General features: G+C 57.7%; 13 protein-coding genes and 1 pseudogene. 5 read left to right on the top strand and 9 right to left on the bottom strand.

The features are described 5' to 3' along the window. Window positions 1-45 precede the first annotated feature (45 nt). The 5 genes from LOY70_RS08855 to kdpF all read right to left on the bottom strand — a co-directional run bounded on the left by LOY70_RS08855 (window position 46) and on the right by kdpF (window position 7441). Window positions 46-2697 carry a sensor histidine kinase gene (locus LOY70_RS08855; RefSeq protein ID WP_265035572.1) on the bottom strand — a complete coding sequence of 884 codons (2652 nt, stop codon included), beginning with the start codon at window positions 2695-2697 and terminating at the stop codon, window positions 46-48. Window positions 2698-2830: 133 nt separating this feature from the next. Beyond that, entirely contained in the window at window positions 2831-3376 is a 546-nt protein-coding gene (gene kdpC, locus LOY70_RS08850; protein WP_265035570.1) for a potassium-transporting ATPase subunit KdpC, read from the bottom strand. Between the two features lie 206 nt (window positions 3377-3582). Next, window positions 3583-5637, bottom strand: a complete 2055-nt coding sequence (gene kdpB / locus LOY70_RS08845) for a potassium-transporting ATPase subunit KdpB (protein ID WP_265035567.1) — start codon at window positions 5635-5637, stop codon at window positions 3583-3585. An 11-nt stretch (window positions 5638-5648) separates the two neighbouring features. Continuing rightward, entirely contained in the window at window positions 5649-7343 is a 1695-nt protein-coding gene (kdpA, locus tag LOY70_RS08840) for a potassium-transporting ATPase subunit KdpA (protein WP_265035565.1), read from the bottom strand. Between the two features lie 8 nt (window positions 7344-7351). Further along, window positions 7352-7441: a K(+)-transporting ATPase subunit F gene (gene kdpF / locus LOY70_RS08835; RefSeq protein ID WP_123414586.1), complete on the bottom strand. Its 90-nt coding sequence runs from the start codon at window positions 7439-7441 to the stop codon at window positions 7352-7354. 404 nt (window positions 7442-7845) lie between these two features. Between kdpF and eat the strand changes: the two genes are divergently transcribed. After that, window positions 7846-9210 carry an ethanolamine permease gene (gene eat, locus LOY70_RS08830; protein WP_265035563.1) on the top strand — a complete coding sequence of 455 codons (1365 nt, stop codon included), beginning with the start codon at window positions 7846-7848 and terminating at the stop codon, window positions 9208-9210. Between the two features lie 120 nt (window positions 9211-9330). Next, window positions 9331-9498, top strand: coding sequence for a DUF2897 family protein (locus tag LOY70_RS08825; protein ID WP_003183831.1), 168 nt, complete (start codon window positions 9331-9333; stop codon window positions 9496-9498). A 74-nt stretch (window positions 9499-9572) separates the two neighbouring features. On the opposite strand, the gene LOY70_RS08820 is transcribed toward LOY70_RS08825, so the two are convergent. The 3 genes from LOY70_RS08820 to LOY70_RS08810 all read right to left on the bottom strand — a co-directional run bounded on the left by LOY70_RS08820 (window position 9573) and on the right by LOY70_RS08810 (window position 13155). Further along, window positions 9573-10424 (bottom strand): urea carboxylase-associated family protein, encoded by an 852-nt coding sequence (locus tag LOY70_RS08820; RefSeq protein ID WP_265035556.1) that lies wholly within the window; start codon window positions 10422-10424, stop codon window positions 9573-9575. 280 nt (window positions 10425-10704) lie between these two features. Then, on the bottom strand, window positions 10705-11040 hold the full coding sequence (locus LOY70_RS08815) for a ComEA family DNA-binding protein (protein ID WP_265035554.1): 336 nt from the start codon (window positions 11038-11040) through the stop codon (window positions 10705-10707). Window positions 11041-11154: 114 nt separating this feature from the next. Continuing rightward, window positions 11155-13155, bottom strand: a complete 2001-nt coding sequence (locus LOY70_RS08810) for a polysaccharide biosynthesis protein (RefSeq protein WP_265037996.1) — start codon at window positions 13153-13155, stop codon at window positions 11155-11157. 332 nt (window positions 13156-13487) lie between these two features. On the opposite strand from LOY70_RS08810, the gene cysC reads away from it, so the two are divergent. Next, window positions 13488-14078 (top strand): adenylyl-sulfate kinase, encoded by a 591-nt coding sequence (gene cysC, locus LOY70_RS08805; RefSeq protein WP_265035552.1) that lies wholly within the window; start codon window positions 13488-13490, stop codon window positions 14076-14078. After that, window positions 14075-15463: an FAD/NAD(P)-binding protein gene (locus LOY70_RS08800; RefSeq protein WP_265035550.1), complete on the top strand. Its 1389-nt coding sequence runs from the start codon at window positions 14075-14077 to the stop codon at window positions 15461-15463. Before cysC ends, LOY70_RS08800 begins: the two co-directional genes overlap by 4 nt. A 213-nt stretch (window positions 15464-15676) precedes the next feature. Here the strand turns inward: LOY70_RS08800 and LOY70_RS08795 are convergent, their stop codons facing one another. Continuing rightward, a complete protein-coding gene (locus LOY70_RS08795) occupies window positions 15677-16534 on the bottom strand; it encodes a class I SAM-dependent methyltransferase (RefSeq protein ID WP_265035548.1) in 858 nt (285 codons plus the stop codon). A gap of 280 nt (window positions 16535-16814) precedes the next feature. On the opposite strand from LOY70_RS08795, the pseudogene LOY70_RS08790 reads away from it, so the two are divergent. Then, window positions 16815-18053 (top strand): annotated as a pseudogene (locus LOY70_RS08790) (transposase). The last annotated feature ends 90 nt before the right edge of the window (window positions 18054-18143 follow it).

The raw sequence follows: 18143 nt of genomic DNA, 5'->3' as shown, positions 1-18143 counted from the left end.
GTCCATTCAATGCAATCAATTGACAAGAGAGTAACCCAGCGTCGCTCAGGCTTCATCGTCCATGTCCGGCTGTGCCTGCAACGGCAAGTGCAGGGTGATACAGGTGCCGTGCCCGTCGAGGCCATCGGCCACGCTGATGCGTCCACCATGGGCACCCACCATGCCCTGGCAGATCGCCAATCCCAGCCCGGTGCCCTGCCCACCGCGATCACCGCGCGCGGCGGTGTAGAACATATCGAAGATTTTCTCCCGCTCCTGCTGAGGGATCCCGGGGCCTTCATCGGCGACGGCAAAAAACACTTCGCTGCCCGTCGTTCCCGCACTCAACAGCAGCCGTCCGTTGACCGGTGAAAAGCGTGCGGCGTTCTCCAGCACGTTTATCAGGGCTTGTTCGATCAGCGCTGCGTGGACATACAGCAACGGCAAGTCGGCGGGCACCTCGATGCCCACCGCCAAGGGTGCCAGCACCGCCCGCAGACGGTTCAGCGCGCTGCCGACGATATCCGCCGGCGCCACCCAGTCCCGCGCCAGCTTCAGGGCGCCGTGGCCGAGGCGAGTCATGTCCAGCAGGTTCTGGATGTAGCGATCCAATCGTTCGGCTTCATCGCGGGTGCCTTCGAGCAGTTCCCGCCGATCCGCCAGCGGAATCGCCTCCCCCAGCGCCAGCAGGCTGTCGATGCTGCCGCGCATGGACGTCAGCGGCGTGCGCAAATCATGGGACACCGAGGCCAGCAAGGCACTGCGCAGTTGCTCGGTTTCGCCGTGCAGGCGCGCCGCTTCCAGATCCTGGGCCAGTTGCGCTCGCGCCAACGCTTGGGCCAGCGGCTGGCTGAGGGCCGCCAGCAAACGGCGACGCTGGCCGCTCAGCGGCTTGCCTTCTTTTGGGCACACGCCCAGCAACGCCAGCGGCCCGCCCTCCGCCGACAGCGGCCACCACCACCAACGCCCGGACGGCAGCGTCCCGGTGCCCGCGCCAGCCGGTTGATCATGCTGCCAAGCCCAGTCGGCCGCCGCGCGCTCGGCCTCGGAGAACGTCAATGGCTCACCGGTCTCGACCTTCCAATCGCCCTGGCCGTCGCGATTGAGCAGGCACAATTGCAAGTCATGCAAACCGTTGAGGTGCTGCGCGGCGGCGCTGACCACCGCCTGGCGGTCGGTGGCGGCAGTGAGCTTGCGCGACAGGTCGAGCAATTCACCGGTTTCCTGCTGAGTGTCGCGCAAGGCTTGCAACTGTCGGCGTTGACGGGCAGCCAGGTTGCCGGTCAGGGCCGCCATCAGCAGGAAAAACACCAGCGTCAGCACATCTTCTTCGCGCTGGATGGTGAAGGAGAAATTCGGCGGGATGAACAGAAAGTCATAGGCCAGGAATGACATGGCCGCGCAGGCCAGCGCCGGGCCGAGGCTGCTGCGGACCGCCACCAGCAACACCGCCATCAGAAACACCAGGGAGATATTGGGCAGCGCCAACAGCCCCGAAATCCCCCAGGCCAAGGCGCTGGCCGCCACGGTCGCCAGCAGCGCCAGCACGTAGTCGAAACCGGTCTGGACGGTGCTCGAACGCACATGGGCGGGTCGCGGCTGTTCGTCGCTGTCCAGCACGTTGATTTCCAGGCCCCGGGCATCGCGCAGCAAGCGTGAGGCCAAACCACCGCCGAACAGCCGCCGACGCAAACGCGGCCGGGACTGACCCACCAGCACCAGCGTGGCGCGTCGTTCTGAGGCGTGTTGGATCAAGGTTTTGGCGACTTCACCGGCCCGCAGCAGCACCACGTCCCCGCCGAGGCGTTCAGCCAGGAGCTGGGCATTTTGCAGGCGCTGGCGCGATGACTCGTCCCGGGCACTGCCGTTGTCCACATGCACCAGGCTCCACGGCAAATGTCGGCGCTGGGCGACGCGACTGGCATGGCGCACCAGACGCTCGGCCTGGACGTCGCCGTCCACCCCCACCAGCAATCGCCCTCGCACCGCCGGAGCCGCCTGGCCCAGTTGTCGATAGCCCTGGGCCAGGTCGTTGTCGACCTGCGCGGCAGCCGTCTGCATGGCCAGCTCACGCAGCGCGGTCAGGTTGGTCTGGGTGAAAAACGCATCGATCGCCGCCCGGGCCTGCTCCGGCACATAGACCTTGCCATCGCGCAGGCGCTCCAGCAGCTCGCGCGGTGGCAGGTCGATCAGCAGCAGCTCATCGGCCTCCTGCAGCACCCAGTCCGGCAATGTCTCGCGGACCTGCACACCGGTGATGCCACGCACCTGATCGTTGAGGCTTTCCAGATGCTGGACGTTGACGGTGGTGTAGACATCGATGCCGGCGGCGAGCAGCTCCTGGATGTCTTGCCAGCGCTTGGCGTGACGGCTGCCGGGCGCGTTGCTGTGGGCCAGTTCGTCCACCAACACCAGGCTCGGCCGGGCGGCGAGCAGGCCATCGAGGTCCATTTCTTCGAGCATCACGCCGCGATACTCCGAGCGCACCAACGGCTGCTGCGCCAAGCCACCGAGCAGCGCTTCGGTTTCAGCACGACCGTGAGTCTCCACCACCCCGGCAACGACTTTCACGCCTTGACGCAGTTGGGTGTGGGCCGCTTGCAGCATGGCGTAGGTCTTGCCGACACCCGGGGCCGCGCCCAGGAAGACCTTGAGCCGGCCACGGTCGTTGCGGGACAGATTGGCTAACAGTGCATCGGCGCGGCCGGAGTCGCTCATGTCGAGGGGGCTCTTTTTCAGGTGTTGATCAAATACCCTGTGGGAGCGAGCTTGCTCGCGATGAAGGTGAATCAGTCACCATCAATGTTGGCTGACGTACCTTCATCGCGAGCGAGCTCGCTCCCACAGGTTCTTACAGTTTTTCCAGCGCCAGGTTCAACGCCAGCACATTCACCACCGGCGGCCCCACCAGGGGCTGCTCGATGTGGGCGTCCAGCAGTTGCTGCAAGGTCGAGACCGGCAAGTTGCGCGCCATGGCGACACGTGCCAGTTGATAGGCAATCGCGGCCGGTGACAAGTGCGGATCCAGGCCGCTGCCGGAGGTGGTCAGCAAAGCCAGCGGCACCGGCCCCTGACCGGGCACTTGCAGTTTGTGGGCATCGTCGATCACTCGAGTGGCCAGGGCCGGGTTGCTCGGGGAGAAGTTGCTGGCACCGCTGGCGACCGTGGCGAAGGCGCCGGCAGAGGGCCGTGGATGGAACCAGGCATCGCCGGTGAAATCCTGGGCGATCAGCATCGAGCCACGGACCTTGCCGGCGGCATCGACGATCAGGCTGCCGTTGGCCTGGGCGGGAAAGGCGACTTGCGCCACGCCCGTGACCAGCAGTGGGTAAGCGATGCCGGTGAGCAGGGTCATCAGAAGCAACAGACTCAGGGCCGGGCGGATCAGAGTGAACATTTCAAAACCCTCGATTTGAAAACACATTTGTGGCGAGGGGATTTATCCCCGCTGGGCTGCGCAGCAGCCCCAAAAACAGTCGCCATCGTTCTGCCTGACACACTGAGGTATCAGGCTTGGGGGCTGCTGCGCAGCCCAGCGGGGATAAATCCCCTCGCCACAATAATCCCCTCGCCACAATGTCAGTGGTCAGGCCCATTACTGGCTCAAACCAGATTCAACGCCGTCAGCAGCATGTCGATCGCCTTGATCCCCACGAACGGCACCACGATCCCACCCAAGCCATAGATCAACAGATTGCGCCGCAGCAGTGCCGCCGCGCTCGCCGCCTGCACCCGCACGCCGCGCAGGGCCAGGGGGATCAGCACGACGATAATCAAGGCGTTGAACACGATGGCCGACAGGATCGCGCTCTGCGGGCTGCTCAGGTGCATGACGTTCAACACGCCGAGCTGTGGATAAATCGAGGCGAACAGCGCCGGCAGGATCGCGAAGTACTTGGCGATGTCATTGGCGATGGAAAACGTCGTCAGCGCCCCACGGGTCACCAGCAATTCCTTGCCGATCTGCACTACGTCCAGCAACTTGGTCGGGTCGCTGTCGAGGTCGACCATGTTGGCCGCCTCCCGCGCGGCTTGGGTGCCGTCGTTCATCGCCATGCCAACGTCAGCCTGGGCCAGTGCCGGAGCGTCATTGGCGCCGTCGCCGCACATCGCCACCAACCGACCGTCATTCTGCTCATGACGGATGCGCGCGAGTTTTTTCTCCGGCGTGGCCTCGGCCAGCACGTCATCGACTCCGGCTTCAGCGGCAATCGCGGCGGCGGTCAGCGGGTTGTCGCCAGTGACCATCACGGTGCGAATACCCAGCTTGCGCAGCTCGGCGAAACGCTCGCGGATACCGGGCTTGACCACGTCCTTCAGATGAATGGCCCCCAGCAGTTTGCCATCGGCACACACCAACAAGGGCGTACCGCCGCTCTGGGCAATCTTGTCGACCTCCCGGGCCAGCGCCGGTGGCAACTCGGCTTTTGCCAGACCGATAAAACTCAGCAGCGAATCCACGGCGCCCTTGCGGTAAACGCGCCCTTGATAATCCACGCCGGACAAGCGGGTTTCGGCGCTGAACGGCACGGCGGTCAGCGATTCGAGACCCGGCTCGGGCTGCGAATGCAAAGCGCGCAGGAACTCGACGATGGACTTGCCCTCCGCCGTGTCATCGGCCAACGAGGCAAACAGCGCGCCTTCGGCCAGTGCCTGGCTGCTCACACCAGGGGCGGCATGGACCGCGGCACAGCGACGATTACCAAAGGTGATGGTGCCGGTCTTGTCCAGCATCAGCACATGCACATCCCCCGCCGCCTCCACCGCGCGGCCGGACTTGGCGATCACATTCAAGCGCACAAGCCGATCCATCCCGGCGATGCCGATGGCCGACAGCAGCCCGCCGATGGTGGTGGGAATCAACGTGACCAACAGCGCTACCAGAAACACCAGCGGCAGGTTGCCATTGGCGAAATGGGCGAACGGTTGCAGCGTTACCACCACCAGCAGGAAGATCAGCGTCAGGCCGATCAGCAGGATATCCAACGCCACTTCGTTGGGGGTTTTCTGGCGCTTGGCCCCTTCGACCAGGGCGATCATGCGGTCCAGGGTCGACTCGCCGGGGTTGCTGGTGATGCGTACCAGCAACCAATCGGAGACCAGCCGCGTATTGCCGGTGACGGCCGAGCGATCCCCGCCGGACTCGCGGATGACCGGTGCCGATTCGCCAGTGATCGCCGCCTCGTTGACGGCGGCGATACCTTCAATCACTTCACCGTCTCCGGGGATCATTTCCCCGGCCGCGACGCGCACGACATCGCCTTTGCGCAAGCGGGTGGCGGGGATCACTTCGAAACCGCTGGCAGTCTGGCGCCGCGCGCTCAGGCCCTCGCTACCGGCCTTGAGACTGTCGGCCCGGGCCTTGCCGCGACCTTCGGCCAACGCTTCGGCGAAGTTGGCGAACAGCACGGTGAACCACAGCCATAGGGCGATTTGCGCGGCGACGAAGGTCGGCACAGCGTTGTCCGGAATGAAGCACAGCACGGTGGTGAGGATCGCGGTCAATTCCACCACCAGCATCACCGGGGCACGCTGCAATTGGCGCGGATCGAGCTTGACGAAGGCTTGCACCAGCGCTGGCCGCCACAGGGCCGCGATGGCGGTTTTCGGTTGCTCCGGCGCCTTGGCGACGACGGTTTTGCTCATCGGCATATTCATCTTCATCTCCCTCAGAAGCCCAGGCTCAGGTGTTCGGCAATCGGCCCCAGGGCCAGGGTCGGCAGGAAGGTCAAGCCGCCCACCAGCAGGATGGTCACGGTCAACAAGGTCACGAACAGCGGACCGTGGGTGGGGAAGCTGTTCTGGCCAATCGGTGCGGTTTTCTTCAGCGCCAGGCTACCGGCCAACGCCAGCACCGGCAGGATGTAGCCGAAACGACCGATCAACATACCCAGGCCCAGCATCAGGTTGTGGAACGGTGTGTTGGCACCGAAACCGGCGAAGGCCGAGCCGTTGTTCGCCCCCGCCGAGGTGTAGGCGTACAGCAACTGGCTGAAACCGTGGGCACCAGGGTTACTGACCGCTGCGACCGGCCCGGGCAGGCTCGCGGCAACGGCGCCCAGTACCAATACGCTCACGGGCATCACCAGCAGGGTCACCACCAGCAGTTGCACTTCCCTGGCGCCCAGTTTCTTGCCCAGGTATTCCGGGGTGCGGCCGATCATCAATCCGGCCAGGAACACCGCGATCAGCACGTTCAACAACATTCCGTAGAGCCCGGCCCCGACGCCGCCGAAGATCACTTCGCCAACCATCATGTTCACCAGGGAAACCATGCCGCTGAGTGGATTGAGGCTGTCGTGCATGGCGTTGACCGAGCCGTTGGAGGCTGCCGTGGTGGTGACTGACCACAGCACCGTGGCGGTGGTGCCAAAACGTGTCTCCTTACCTTCCAGCGGCGCGGTCTGTTCCACCGCGACGTCATTCAGGGCCGGGTTGGGCTGGTACTCGGCCCACAACGACGTGGCGCCACCGATCAGAAACAGCACAAGCATGCAGGCGATGATCGCCCGGCTCTGGCGCAGGTCCTTGACGTAATGGCCGAAGGTGAACACCAGAGCGGCGGGAATCAGGATGATCGAGGCGAGCTCAAACAGATTGCTCCAGGCCGTCGGGTTCTCGAACGGGTGCGCGGAGTTGACGCCGAAGAAACCACCGCCGTTGGTCCCCAGTTGCTTGATCGCGATCTGGCTGGCGGCCGGGCCCAGGGGAATGACTTGGTCGGCACCCTGCATCGTCACCCCATGCACATAGTGCGCAAAGGTCTGCGGCACGCCCTGCCACACCAGGAACAACGCCAGCAACAGGCACAGCGGCAACAGGCCGTAGAGGGTGGCGCGGGTCATGTCGACCCAGAAATTACCCAGCGTCGCGGCGGACTTGCGCCCGATCCCGCGACACAGCGCCACCAGCACGGCAAGGCCGGTGGCGGCGCTGACGAAGTTCTGCACCGTCAGGCCGACCATCTGGCTCAAGTAACTCAGCGATGCCTCGCCGCTGTAGGACTGCCAGTTGGTATTGGTCATGAAACTCACGGCCGTGTTGAAGGCCTGGGTCCACTCCATGTTGGGCAACTGCTCGGTATTGAGGGGCAGATATCCCTGTAGCAGGAGGATCGCGAACAGCAACACAAAACCCGCCAGGTTGAACGCGAGCAGGGCCAGGGTGTATTTCTGCCAGCTCTGCTCAACGGCGGGATCGACACCGGACAAGCGATAGCAACCGCGCTCCACCGGGCCGAGGATGGGGGAAAGCCAAGTACGCTGGCCTTCCATCACCCGATAGTAAAAACGCCCCAGAAACGGTGCCGGAATCAGCACCAGGGCGAAAAAGGCGAGGATCAGCCCGTAGTCATAACCGTGCATAGCCGCTCCTAGTTCCGATCCGCGCGCAACAGCGCAACCAGTAGATAAATGAACAGCGCCACTGCCAACAGCAGCGACACCCCGTCCAGAAGGCTCATGGGATTTCTCCGTGATACGGCGTCGTGCCGTGTGTGGAGTGATTGTCGGTAGGGAGGGTGTAAAGGAACGAGATCGAGAGGGGGCTTGGGGGATAAAGAATGTGTAAAAAATGGGAGGTTGGTTGGCTGGGCTGGCCCTATCGCGAGCAAGCTCGCTCCCACAGGGGGCTTCAGTGGACACAGATTCTGTATTCACAACAGATCAAAATGTGGGAGCGAGCTTGCTCGCGATAGGGCCAGCCCGGACGCCGACGCTCTGAACTGGGGCACGAAACCAAGCTATCCGGCAGCGAACATCCCCGATACGACACGATTTCACCCATTACGACCGCCATTGCCGCCCTGGCACGCCCACTGCACTGCCCCTCGCCAGCGCTTTTGCTAAAGATCGAGGGGAGCCACCGATGAACACACAACTCAAGCCCACCCTGGGCACCCTGCATTTATGGGGCATTGCCGTCGGGCTGGTGATTTCCGGCGAGTACTTTGGCTGGAGCTACGGCTGGGGGGTGGCCGGGACATTGGGTTTCCTGGTGACGTCATTCATGGTCGCGGCCATGTACACCTGCTTCATCTTCAGCTTCACCGAGCTGACCACCGCCATTCCCCATGCCGGCGGGCCGTTTGCCTATAGCCGTCGGGCTTTTGGCGAGAAAGGCGGACTGATCGCCGGGCTGGCGACCCTAATCGAATTCGTCTTCGCGCCGCCGGCCATTGCCCTGGCCATCGGTGCCTACCTGAACGTGCAGTTCCCGTCCCTGGACCCGAAACACGCGGCGGTCGGGGCCTATATCGTGTTCATGGGCCTGAACATCCTCGGGGTCAAATTGGCCGCGACGTTCGAGCTGATCGTCTGCGTCCTGGCGGTGGCCGAACTCTTGGTGTTCATGGGCGTCGTCGCCCCGGCGTTCAGTTTCAGCCACTTTGCCTTGAACGGCTGGGCCGGTTCGGATGTGTTCGGCGCACCGGCCATTGCCGGGATGTTCGCCGCGATTCCCTTCGCCATCTGGTTCTTCCTCGCCATCGAAGGCGCGGCCATGGCGGCCGAAGAAGCCAAGGACCCGAAACGCACGATTCCCAAGGCCTACATTAGCGGCATCCTGACCCTGGTGTTCCTGGCGATGGGCGTGATGTTCTTTGCCGGCGGCGTCGGCGATTGGCGCACCTTGTCGAACATCAACGATCCGCTGCCCCAGGCCATGAAAACCGTGGTCGGCGAAAGCTCCGGCTGGCTGCACATGTTGGTGTGGATCGGCCTGTTCGGCCTGGTGGCGAGTTTCCACGGCATCATCCTTGGCTACTCGCGGCAGTTCTTCGCCCTGGCCCGCGCCGGCTACCTGCCCGCCTCCCTCGCCAAACTGTCGCGCTTCCAGACGCCACACCGAGCCATCATCGCCGGCGGGCTGATCGGCATCGCGGCGATCTACAGCGATGGCCTGATCAACCTAGGCGGCATGACCCTGACCGCGGCGATGATCACCATGGCCGTGTTCGGCGCGATCGTCATGTACATCATGAGCATGCTCAGCCTGTTCAAATTGCGTAAAATCGAACCTAACCTGGAACGCACCTTCCGAGCACCGGGCTATCCGCTGGTACCCGGCATCGCCCTGGTATTGGCCGTGGTGTGCCTGGTGGCGATGGCCTGGTTCAACGCGTTGATCGGGCTGATCTTCCTCGGTTTCATGGCGGTGGGGTTCTTGTACTTCATGCTTACCGCACAACTGCGCGCCGATGCCCCGGCCGATGCGATGCTGACCGGCCTTTGAGGTGAACCCGGCAGAACGGGCGTAGTATTGAACCACTGCGAACAACCTTCGCTCATAAGTGGTAGGTGCGATGGACCGGCGAAATGTTCGCCCGTCCATCGCCCCCTCAAGGAGAGCCCTATGCCCTGGTATGCCTGGTTGATTCTGATTGTTGCAATAGGCTCGATCGTCGGCGGTCTGATGATGCTGCGCGACACCGCCAACAAGGTCGAATTGACGGATGAACAACGCAAGCGCGTGGCTGAGCGTAATGCGGAGATGGATGCGAAAGAGGCCAAGGATCGCTGAGCCGCACACCGCTTTTGTGGTGAGGGTGCTTGATCCCTCACCACAAAAGCCCCCGCATTACTGCATCTGCTGCGTTACTTCTCCCAATCCGCCTTGGCAATGTGCAAACCATGCAACCCGTTGTATGCCGCCCGCTCAGGCTGACTCCAACCTTCCAGCAATGCATCCTCCAACCGATAGATCTCCACCCCCAATGGACGGCAGACACTGAGGGGATCCTGCGCATCCGGCCCCCACATCGCCAACGACAAGTCCCCGCCGGGGCAAGTCGACAAGGCGCACAGCAGATCGATCTCGGCAAAAAACTCCAGGTAATCGCCCTTCTGGGCAGGACAAGCCTTCATGAAGTACATGTCGTCATGGTTGAGCCCGGTGCACTGGAAAATATTCAATACGTCGTGCACATCGAACTCAGTCAAGCCATGGGGCAATACCGCACGGGTCAGGTTCGAATGGCAGTGATGGTGAAAGTCTTCGCCCGTCAGCATCTTGTTCACGTACGGGTCACAACGGGTCCCCAGCAAATCGTGCAACCGCCCGCCATGCTCGTCGATGCCGTAACCGGCCAGGCTGTCATCGGTGATGGTCACCAGGGGGCGTAAGAAAGGCAGGTTCGACCAGAGCCGGTCATGAGTGCTGACATGCGCCCCTTGCAACTGCCGAGTCCGCGCCGCCCACAAACGCTCTCGTGGGTCGTGGGCATTCCAGACATTGAAGTCCCCCACCTGCGGGCCCACCGGCGTCGTGACGCGGAATACATGACCGGCCGGCACATGCCAAGCGCGACCAGTGCGGATCGGCACTTCGAACTGCTCGATCAACGTGCGCTTGTCCTGCTCAGCGCGGATACGGTCATAGAAGGGTTTGTCCACCTGAAGGGCTGAGCCTTTGCTGACTTGGTAGGCGGCTGGGTAGTCTTTGTACATGGCACACATCCTCGATCAGTGATGGATAGCGGGAGTCAGAAACTGCAAAAGCAGTTGCTCGGAATCGTCGAGATAAAGGCTCTTCGCTTCATAGGGCGCGACGCAAAACACCAGGCGCATCTGCGCGCTATTGATTGGCAATGAGTAATCACGATTTGTACCATGTCGCATGCTGAACTCAGAACTATGGGGCCCAGCCACAATCATCACCGTACTCTGTTCATCCGCCAGAAACGAAAAAAGGCCAGTCGTCTCGACCGGCCTCCTTCACTACGTCACCTCAATTCACTTCCAGCTTGTCGCGATTCCTGTCCAGGAGCGCCTTTCCAATCCCCTTGACTTCCAGCAACTCCTCCACCGATGAGAAGGCCCCATTACTCTCACGATACGCAACAATCGCCTCAGCCTTTGCCTTGCCTATCCCCGTCAACTCGCGTTGCAACGTCGCGGCATCCGCCCCATTAAGGTCCACCTTGGCGCTTTGCAACTTCGTCGATACATCCATTGCCTGCGATGCAGACGTCGTCTCGGGCTTGACCGCGGGCGCAGCGATGACCGCTATTGAGGCACCGGTCAGAAGGGCAAAAACCAGAGAGTAGAAATAGCCTGTACGCATAAATGACGCTCCATGACATCGTTAAGAGAGAAGCAGCTTTTCCGAAGCTGCCTCTCAAACTTAGGCGATGATGACTCGCTGTCAAAAATGTGTACGTTACAGGGTGTGTAACAATCAGGAATCCAGGCGGCGTTGCTGGTAGAGCCAATCGACGATTTCGCCATCGGGGGTGTAGCCGTGGACAGTCTCACGCAACAGCTGACGCACCCGTGCGTAATCGTCCCTCTCCAAAGCGTAGAGCAAGCTACCCAGCTTGAGCTTCAATACATCCCAGGGCAGATGATCCTCACTAGCCGTCATGATCATCGGATGCTCGGTTGCGGCGACGTTATCGCCGATCAATAGTTCTTCATACAACTTCTCGCCTGGCCGCAGGCCAGTGAACTCGATGGAAATATCCCCCTGGGGATTACGCTCCGAGCGAATACTCAGGCCCGACAGGTGAATCATTTTCTCTGCCAGCTCGACAATCTTCACCGGTTCGCCCATGTCCAGCACGAACACATCCCCACCCTGCCCCATGGATCCCGCCTGGATGACCAACTGCGCGGCTTCGGGGATAGTCATGAAGTAACGAGTGATTTTCGGGTGCGTGACCGTCAACGGGCCACCGGATTTGATCTGGCTGTGGAACAAAGGAATCACAGAACCCGACGACCCCAGCACATTGCCAAAACGAACCATGGTGAAACGGGTTTTGTTAACCCGCGATACATTGGCCTTGTCGCCAAACAGAACCGGCGCGACCTCCCGGCTCAGTGCTTGCAGCGTCAGCTCCGCCAAACGCTTGGTACTGCCCATCACATTCGTTGGGCGCACAGCCTTGTCCGTGGATATCAGCACAAAGTTGGCAACCCCGGATTGCAACGCAGCCTGCGCGGTGTTCAGCGTACCAATGACGTTGTTCAATACGCCTTCGGCAATGTTGTGCTCCACAATCGGCACATGCTTATACGCAGCCGCATGGTAAACGGTGTCGACTTTCCAGGTTCTCATTACATCGAGCAATTTATCTGGGTGACGAATCGATCCCAGAATGGGCAACAGCTTGACCGAGGCAGACTCCCGATCGGCGCGCTGCTCCAGCTCAGACAGGATGCTGTAGAGGTTGAACTCACTGTGGTCGAACAGAAGAAGCGTGGTGGGCCCCAACGCGAATATCTGCCGGCAGAGTTCAGAGCCGATTGAGCCACCCGCACCAGTCACCATGACTGTCTTGCCTTTAATACAGCGCTGGAGCAAATCCGGCTGCGCAGGCACAGCGTCGCGACCGAGCAGGTCGGCAATATCCACTTCCTGGATGTCGTCGACTTTCACCCGACCGCTGGCGAGGTCGGTAAAGTTGGGGACGCTTCGAACGTGTAAAGGGAAGCGCTCCAACATTGTGAGAATTTCCCTACGGCGTGCACGGGTTGACGAGGGCAAGGCCAGGAGGATTTCCTGTGCGCCTGTCACGTCGATCATCTGCTGGATGTGCTTGGGCTTATAGACCAGCAGGCCGGAAATCGATCGATCAGCGATGCTCGCGTCGTCATCAACGAATGCCACCGGCCGCATCATTTTCCCCATGCGTAACGCGGCGACGAGCTGGTTACCTGCGACGCCAGCACCGTAAATTGCGACCTTGGTCAGTCCGTCGTCACGGTTGGTGAAGGGAATATGCTGTCCGCCGGTGAACCAATCCCCCATGAAATATTGACGCATGCACAAGCGCAGGCCGCCGATGATGACCATGCTCAGCCACCAGTAGTTGAAGATGATGGATCGAGGGACGACGGCTTGGTGGTTGCTGTACCAGTAGACGACGAGGGCCAGGATCAGAGAGGAAAGGCTGACGGCTTTGATGATAGCGACGAGAGCGTCGTTGCCGAAATAGCGCATGACGGCGCGGTACATGCCGAAGCGGATGAAGAGGGGGATTGCGATTATCGGCGCACAGGCAAAAAGCCAGAAATGGATCCTTAATGGGCTGTAAATGTCGTCTATGCCGAGACGAACGATAAAGGCGAGCCAAAGCGCTACCCAGACAAGCATCACGTCTGTAGCCACCTGGATGAGCCTTTTCTGCCGGCGAGGCAGTCCTAGCAGAAGAGTCCGTAACCTATCCATTACCATCATCTGAGCGTGCAGCCCCCTTAAAAACAGCAGTCGCTATTGTAGCCGCCTCGGGGGAAAAGAGACGACTAATGTGTAGATGAGCCAAGCAGCCTTCTGGTAGCCAAGCGCGATCATCCGCTCAAGGTCCGCACGAGCAATTTGACGCAAGCCTCGCTACAATCACCGTCTACGCGAGTCATGGGAAAACCTGTAAAAATAAGCTACAGAAGGGAGGTCGGATGGCACTGCCAGTTTACGAAATCAGCAGGAAATGCTCGATACGACCACCTCCTTCATGCCCACTACCAGTGCGTCCCAATTTTCATTCTTATCGATTTCAACGAGACGGTATGTCTAATAATCTTGTAGCTCATGTGCAATCAGTAAACGCCGAACGTCGGAGCGAACTAAAAAATCAACATCCTGTCGTTATCTGGCTAACCGGCCTAAGCGGAGCCGGAAAATCTTCAATTGCCAATGCTCTAGAGGTGGCTTTGTGCGACTCAGGCAACCACACCTATCTCCTTGACGGCGATAATATTCGCTTGGGATTGTGTAAAGACTTGGGTTTCAGTGATGCTGACCGAGTCGAAAATATTCGGCGAATATCTGAGGTTGCCAAATTATTTTTAGATGCTGGACTCATTGTTATCACTGCCTTTATCTCACCGTTTATGCGAGATCGGGCACTAGCGCGAGATGTCATTGGAGACACTAAATTCATCGAAGTCTTTGTCGATGCCCCGCTCTCCGAGTGCATGCGGAGAGACCCCAAAGGACTTTATAAAAAGGCTGAACAGGGACTGATAAAGAACTTTACCGGAATAGACTCTGCATACGAGCCTCCAGCGAATCCCGACATTAGAATAAACACCCTCGAAAACGATATCGATACCTGTGTAGCGCAGATACTCGAATACTTGAAAGTATCGCGCACATGAACACGTTAGTTATTATTGGCGCAGGCTTCAGCGGAACAGTTGCTGCCATTGAATTCCTGCGCACCGCTCCAGATGATTCAAAGTTAATCATTGTCAATCGCTCAGGACAAATGGCCAAGGGATTGGCTTATGGCACCAATAGCCCGATACACCTCCTCAACGTACCTGCGGGAAACATGACCGCCATCGTCAACGAGCCTGATTCTTATCTGAAATACTGCCAGTTATTTGATAAAAATATTACAGCGAGCAGTTTTACGCCTCGAAAATTGTATGGTGAGTACTTAGAATCCATGTTGAAAGGCGCAGAACTCAGCGCAAAAGGCAGAGTTCATTTCAAACAGATTTGTGCAAATGCAACACATATTTCAGGTCGTGCAAAAGGAGCAACGATAAAACTAGACAACAACGAAGAGATATTTGCGGACCAAGTGATTCTAGCGTTAGGGCATTTCCCCCCTCTAACTCCGTACGCATTGAAGGGGCTTCAAGACGCGCCTAGTTACATTTCCGATCCATGGTCCGAGACTATAACAAAACTCTACAATAATGATGCCCCGATTCTTTTGGTAGGCGGGGGACTAACTGCATTGGATGTGGTTTCCAGTTTAAAAAAAAATAATCATACTGGCAAAATTTACATGCTTTCTCGCCGTGGTCTTTTACCTTTACCCCATAGAACTACCAGAGGTATCGCCGTATCTCACGATTCACTTCGTGAAAATTTAACTCTGCAAGCACCCACGATCTTAAATTATTATCGCATTATCAGGGATTACCTCAACACATGCTCAGATTCTGATTGGCGCGACGTAGTCGCTGCGCTTCGTCCCATCACATCGCAACTCTGGATGCGCCTTACAGAAAAAGAACGTAATCGATTTCTCCGTCATGTACAACCTTATTGGGATACACATCGTCATCGAGTTGCACCAAGCACATATGCGACATTTGAAGAAGCACTTAAAGAAAACAAAATCTCTACAATCGCGGGACGAATAAAACTAGTCGAAGAAAGAGCTGACGAAGTAGAACTTAAAATTAATTTGCGCGGAAAGCGCCAAGAAACCATCATCAAAGTAAAACACATAATCAATTGCACTGGCCCAAACTCAAATCCAAAACTCATAGGTGAAGAGTTGATAAGGTCACTTATAAGCGAGGATCTGATCAGTATCGACCAACACGACCTGGGAATAAACGTAACCGATGACTTAGCGGTTGTCGATAGCCAGGGACAGGCTTCTACTTGGCTGACCTACGTTGGGCCCATGCTGAAGGCAAAATTTTGGGAGGCGACTGCCGTTCCTGAGTTACGAGTTTACGCGTCAATGGCTGCTGTAAAAGCTTCTGATTTATTTTCCAGAAACACATCAAAAAAATAGAAAAATAAACATATTATTTATAACCAGAAACAAAGTCGACTCTGCCCCCAGGATGGCCCGCCCTGCACTAGATGCCTGCTTTGAGCGTGATTCAAAGCAATAGAAACAGGCCACAAGTACATTAATACTCGATGCAAGATAAGGTAAAATTTTACCTCTTGTACATAACATAAAAAGCGCAGAGCGTAGACCTAATGCATTCCAAATTAGCGGTTAGAGTCTCGGCTTTAAAAAAACAACAGTCTGAAAAGGGTCTTGCAAGAATACGTCGGTTCCAACCACTTCCCAGTCATGCCAGTTGCGTGAAATATAGTCTATAGAAATCGAGGTATCGCCATAAAGTATGTCGCCGTCTTCCATAACCCGATGATGATGCCCAGTATGAGCGAAACCTATAGCCTCATGGTCAAATTTCATTTTATCCCGATCAATCTTATCTATCGTATCGACATGATAGTCCCAATAGGACTTAGGTCGAACGGTTATCGCCATGATCCCATCAGATGATATCGCCTTCCTACAGGCCTCTAGTGCTTTATTACATGCTCGTTCGGACAGATGGGTAAAAACAGAGAAGGAATAAATAAAGTCAAAATTCACACTTGGAAACGGTAGTTCTTCAGGTAAATAATCAGACAAGGCTAGGTTACCTGCTACCTTATTCTCTAGACAAGTAGCGATTGATTTGTCCCAAGGGTCACAACCGTAAATTCTTTCAGGAGGCGAGAACTTATACATAAGGCGTATCAGCCGTCCCCAACCACATCCGAAATCAAGTATGTTGCCATTTTCTAGAGTCTTTCCGGTCAATGCAACATAACTGCTAGATACAGACCTCACGAAAGCAGAACTTTGAAGTAGCAAGGTATATCCGGAGGAGCCAGTCCAGTTAGTTTGAACCAACTCGGAAGCCATCGTCGGAAGAGCACATTTTAGTTCAAAATACTCATCCGGTATATGCAATAACACATCACCAACAACATCTAATGGAAGTGAACGCAAGGTAGAATACAACTTTTCTTTGCTAGCGCATACAGCGGACAATTGCTCGTAAACCACATCCCTATCCATTAGACATCTCTTTTGAAAAACCAGTATTCAACTTGAAAAACCAATATTCAAGCCCATAGAACAGAATACCAACCTACAGCAGGCCCTTCACAAAATCAAGGTGACGTGTCTGAATGTGTATCGAGTCAACATCTTCATTGTTCAAGCATTATAGTCGCGCTAACGACAAAAATTTGCTGGCTCGGCCCGTAGAATTGTTGCATAGGGTATGCCAGTGAACGAACCCCATGAAAGACAGAACGCCGTTTCCCTCCTTACGATAAGGCATAGACAAACGGTTATGTTTATTACGAACAGCGACGATAAGAGTTGGGAGCTTTTGGGCCAGGGGCGGCGCAGCAGCTGGAGCCCAAAGGAAAAACTGACCATGGTTTGCGATAGTTTTGAGCCAGGGCAAGCGTTTCGGTAGTGGCTCGGCGTAACGGCATCAATGCCAACAACTAGCTATTCCTGAGGCGCAAGCTGTATCAGGATGACGACATCACCGCCGCTTGCGCCTGTCGGCGGTCAGCGCTGGCGAGACCGTGGTGCCTGCCTCAGAACTGAATAATGCGCTCAAGCAGGTCCTTGAATTGCAACGGATGCTGAACAAGAAACGATGTAAGCAGAAGTCCTCAAAGAGGCCGTGGAAATTTCCAGAACGCGAAAATGGACTCTGCACTTCCACTTGTTGGCGGGGACGGCCAGTGAAGCAGATTCGCGAATGTCTCGGTGTGGCGCACTTGCAATTAACGGTTCGAATCGAGCAATCGGTATCGCCCAAAGCACGGCGCCACAGTCTTGTGGACGATGCTGATCTAGTGGTCGTCGAAATCCAACGGTAGGTCAGCGAGTTGCCCAGCTATGGCTACCGGCGTGTCTGAGGGTTGTTGCGTCGAGCCGGTGAAACCCAGTCGCAACCTGCGATCAACGTGAAGCGGACTTACCGAATCATGTGTGATCACAACCTGCCGCTTGAACGCAGGATCTAGCAACCCGATGTGCCACGCCGGCCCAAAGACGTATCGCGGTAAAAACCAGTGATATGCGTTGCTGTGCGGGCGGTTTTGAGTTTCGTTGCGAGGGCGGTGCCAAACTGAGCGTGACCTTCGCCCTGGACTGCAGTGCTCGCGAGGCCATCGGCGGGGTCGCGAACCCGAGCGGATACAGCGGCGACGATATCCGCGACTTGATGCTGGAAAGCGTGGAAAACGCTTCGGCGACCAACTGCCCGCCACACCGGCGCGATAGCTCAGTGACAACGGCTCGGCGTACACTGCTGAACAGACTCGCCTGCTTGCTCGACAGATTGGCTTTCAGCCTCCGACCACCACGGTACGCAGCCAGCAGAGCAATAGCATGGCCGAGAGCTTCGTGAAGACAAGTAAGGACGACTCCATGGCAAACGCGCCCAAGCCAGAGATGGCATTGCGTAACCCGGCGATTGCCCTTCGAGCATTACTACGAGCAGCACCCGCACAGCGCCTTGAAGTATCGTTTACCGAGGGAGTTCAGGCGCTTAGCGGAAGCATCAATTTAACGGGCTTCCGGTTTGGTAGGGGGCAAGTCCAGACGCCCGGAAAAAAGCTTCCAGGGCTTGTTTATCGACGGAAGGCGTACGCTTCAGGTT

The sequence above is a fragment of the Pseudomonas sp. B21-054 genome (genome assembly GCF_026016345.1).
In the GTDB taxonomy this organism is placed as follows: domain Bacteria; phylum Pseudomonadota; class Gammaproteobacteria; order Pseudomonadales; family Pseudomonadaceae; genus Aquipseudomonas.
Note: the sequence above shows the minus strand (reverse complement) of the source record. Positions and strands in the feature narration are given on the sequence as shown.

What these genes read in the sequence shown, in the direction of transcription:
- LOY70_RS08855 (WP_265035572.1), bottom strand. Translation starts at nt 2,697, where the DNA reads ATGAGCGACTCCGGCCGCGCCGATGCACTGTTAGCCAATCTGTCCCGC.
- kdpC (WP_265035570.1), bottom strand. Translation starts at nt 3,376, where the DNA reads ATGTTCACTCTGATCCGCCCGGCCCTGAGTCTGTTGCTTCTGATGACC.
- kdpB (WP_265035567.1), bottom strand. Translation starts at nt 5,637, where the DNA reads ATGAATATGCCGATGAGCAAAACCGTCGTCGCCAAGGCGCCGGAGCAA.
- kdpA (WP_265035565.1), bottom strand. Translation starts at nt 7,343, where the DNA reads ATGCACGGTTATGACTACGGGCTGATCCTCGCCTTTTTCGCCCTGGTG.
- kdpF (WP_123414586.1), bottom strand. Translation starts at nt 7,441, where the DNA reads ATGAGCCTTCTGGACGGGGTGTCGCTGCTGTTGGCAGTGGCGCTGTTC.
- eat (WP_265035563.1), top strand. Translation starts at nt 7,846, where the DNA reads ATGAACACACAACTCAAGCCCACCCTGGGCACCCTGCATTTATGGGGC.
- LOY70_RS08825 (WP_003183831.1), top strand. Translation starts at nt 9,331, where the DNA reads ATGCCCTGGTATGCCTGGTTGATTCTGATTGTTGCAATAGGCTCGATC.
- LOY70_RS08820 (WP_265035556.1), bottom strand. Translation starts at nt 10,424, where the DNA reads ATGTACAAAGACTACCCAGCCGCCTACCAAGTCAGCAAAGGCTCAGCC.
- LOY70_RS08815 (WP_265035554.1), bottom strand. Translation starts at nt 11,040, where the DNA reads ATGCGTACAGGCTATTTCTACTCTCTGGTTTTTGCCCTTCTGACCGGT.
- LOY70_RS08810 (WP_265037996.1), bottom strand. Translation starts at nt 13,155, where the DNA reads ATGGTAATGGATAGGTTACGGACTCTTCTGCTAGGACTGCCTCGCCGG.
- cysC (WP_265035552.1), top strand. Translation starts at nt 13,488, where the DNA reads ATGTCTAATAATCTTGTAGCTCATGTGCAATCAGTAAACGCCGAACGT.
- LOY70_RS08800 (WP_265035550.1), top strand. Translation starts at nt 14,075, where the DNA reads ATGAACACGTTAGTTATTATTGGCGCAGGCTTCAGCGGAACAGTTGCT.
- LOY70_RS08795 (WP_265035548.1), bottom strand. Translation starts at nt 16,534, where the DNA reads ATGGATAGGGATGTGGTTTACGAGCAATTGTCCGCTGTATGCGCTAGC.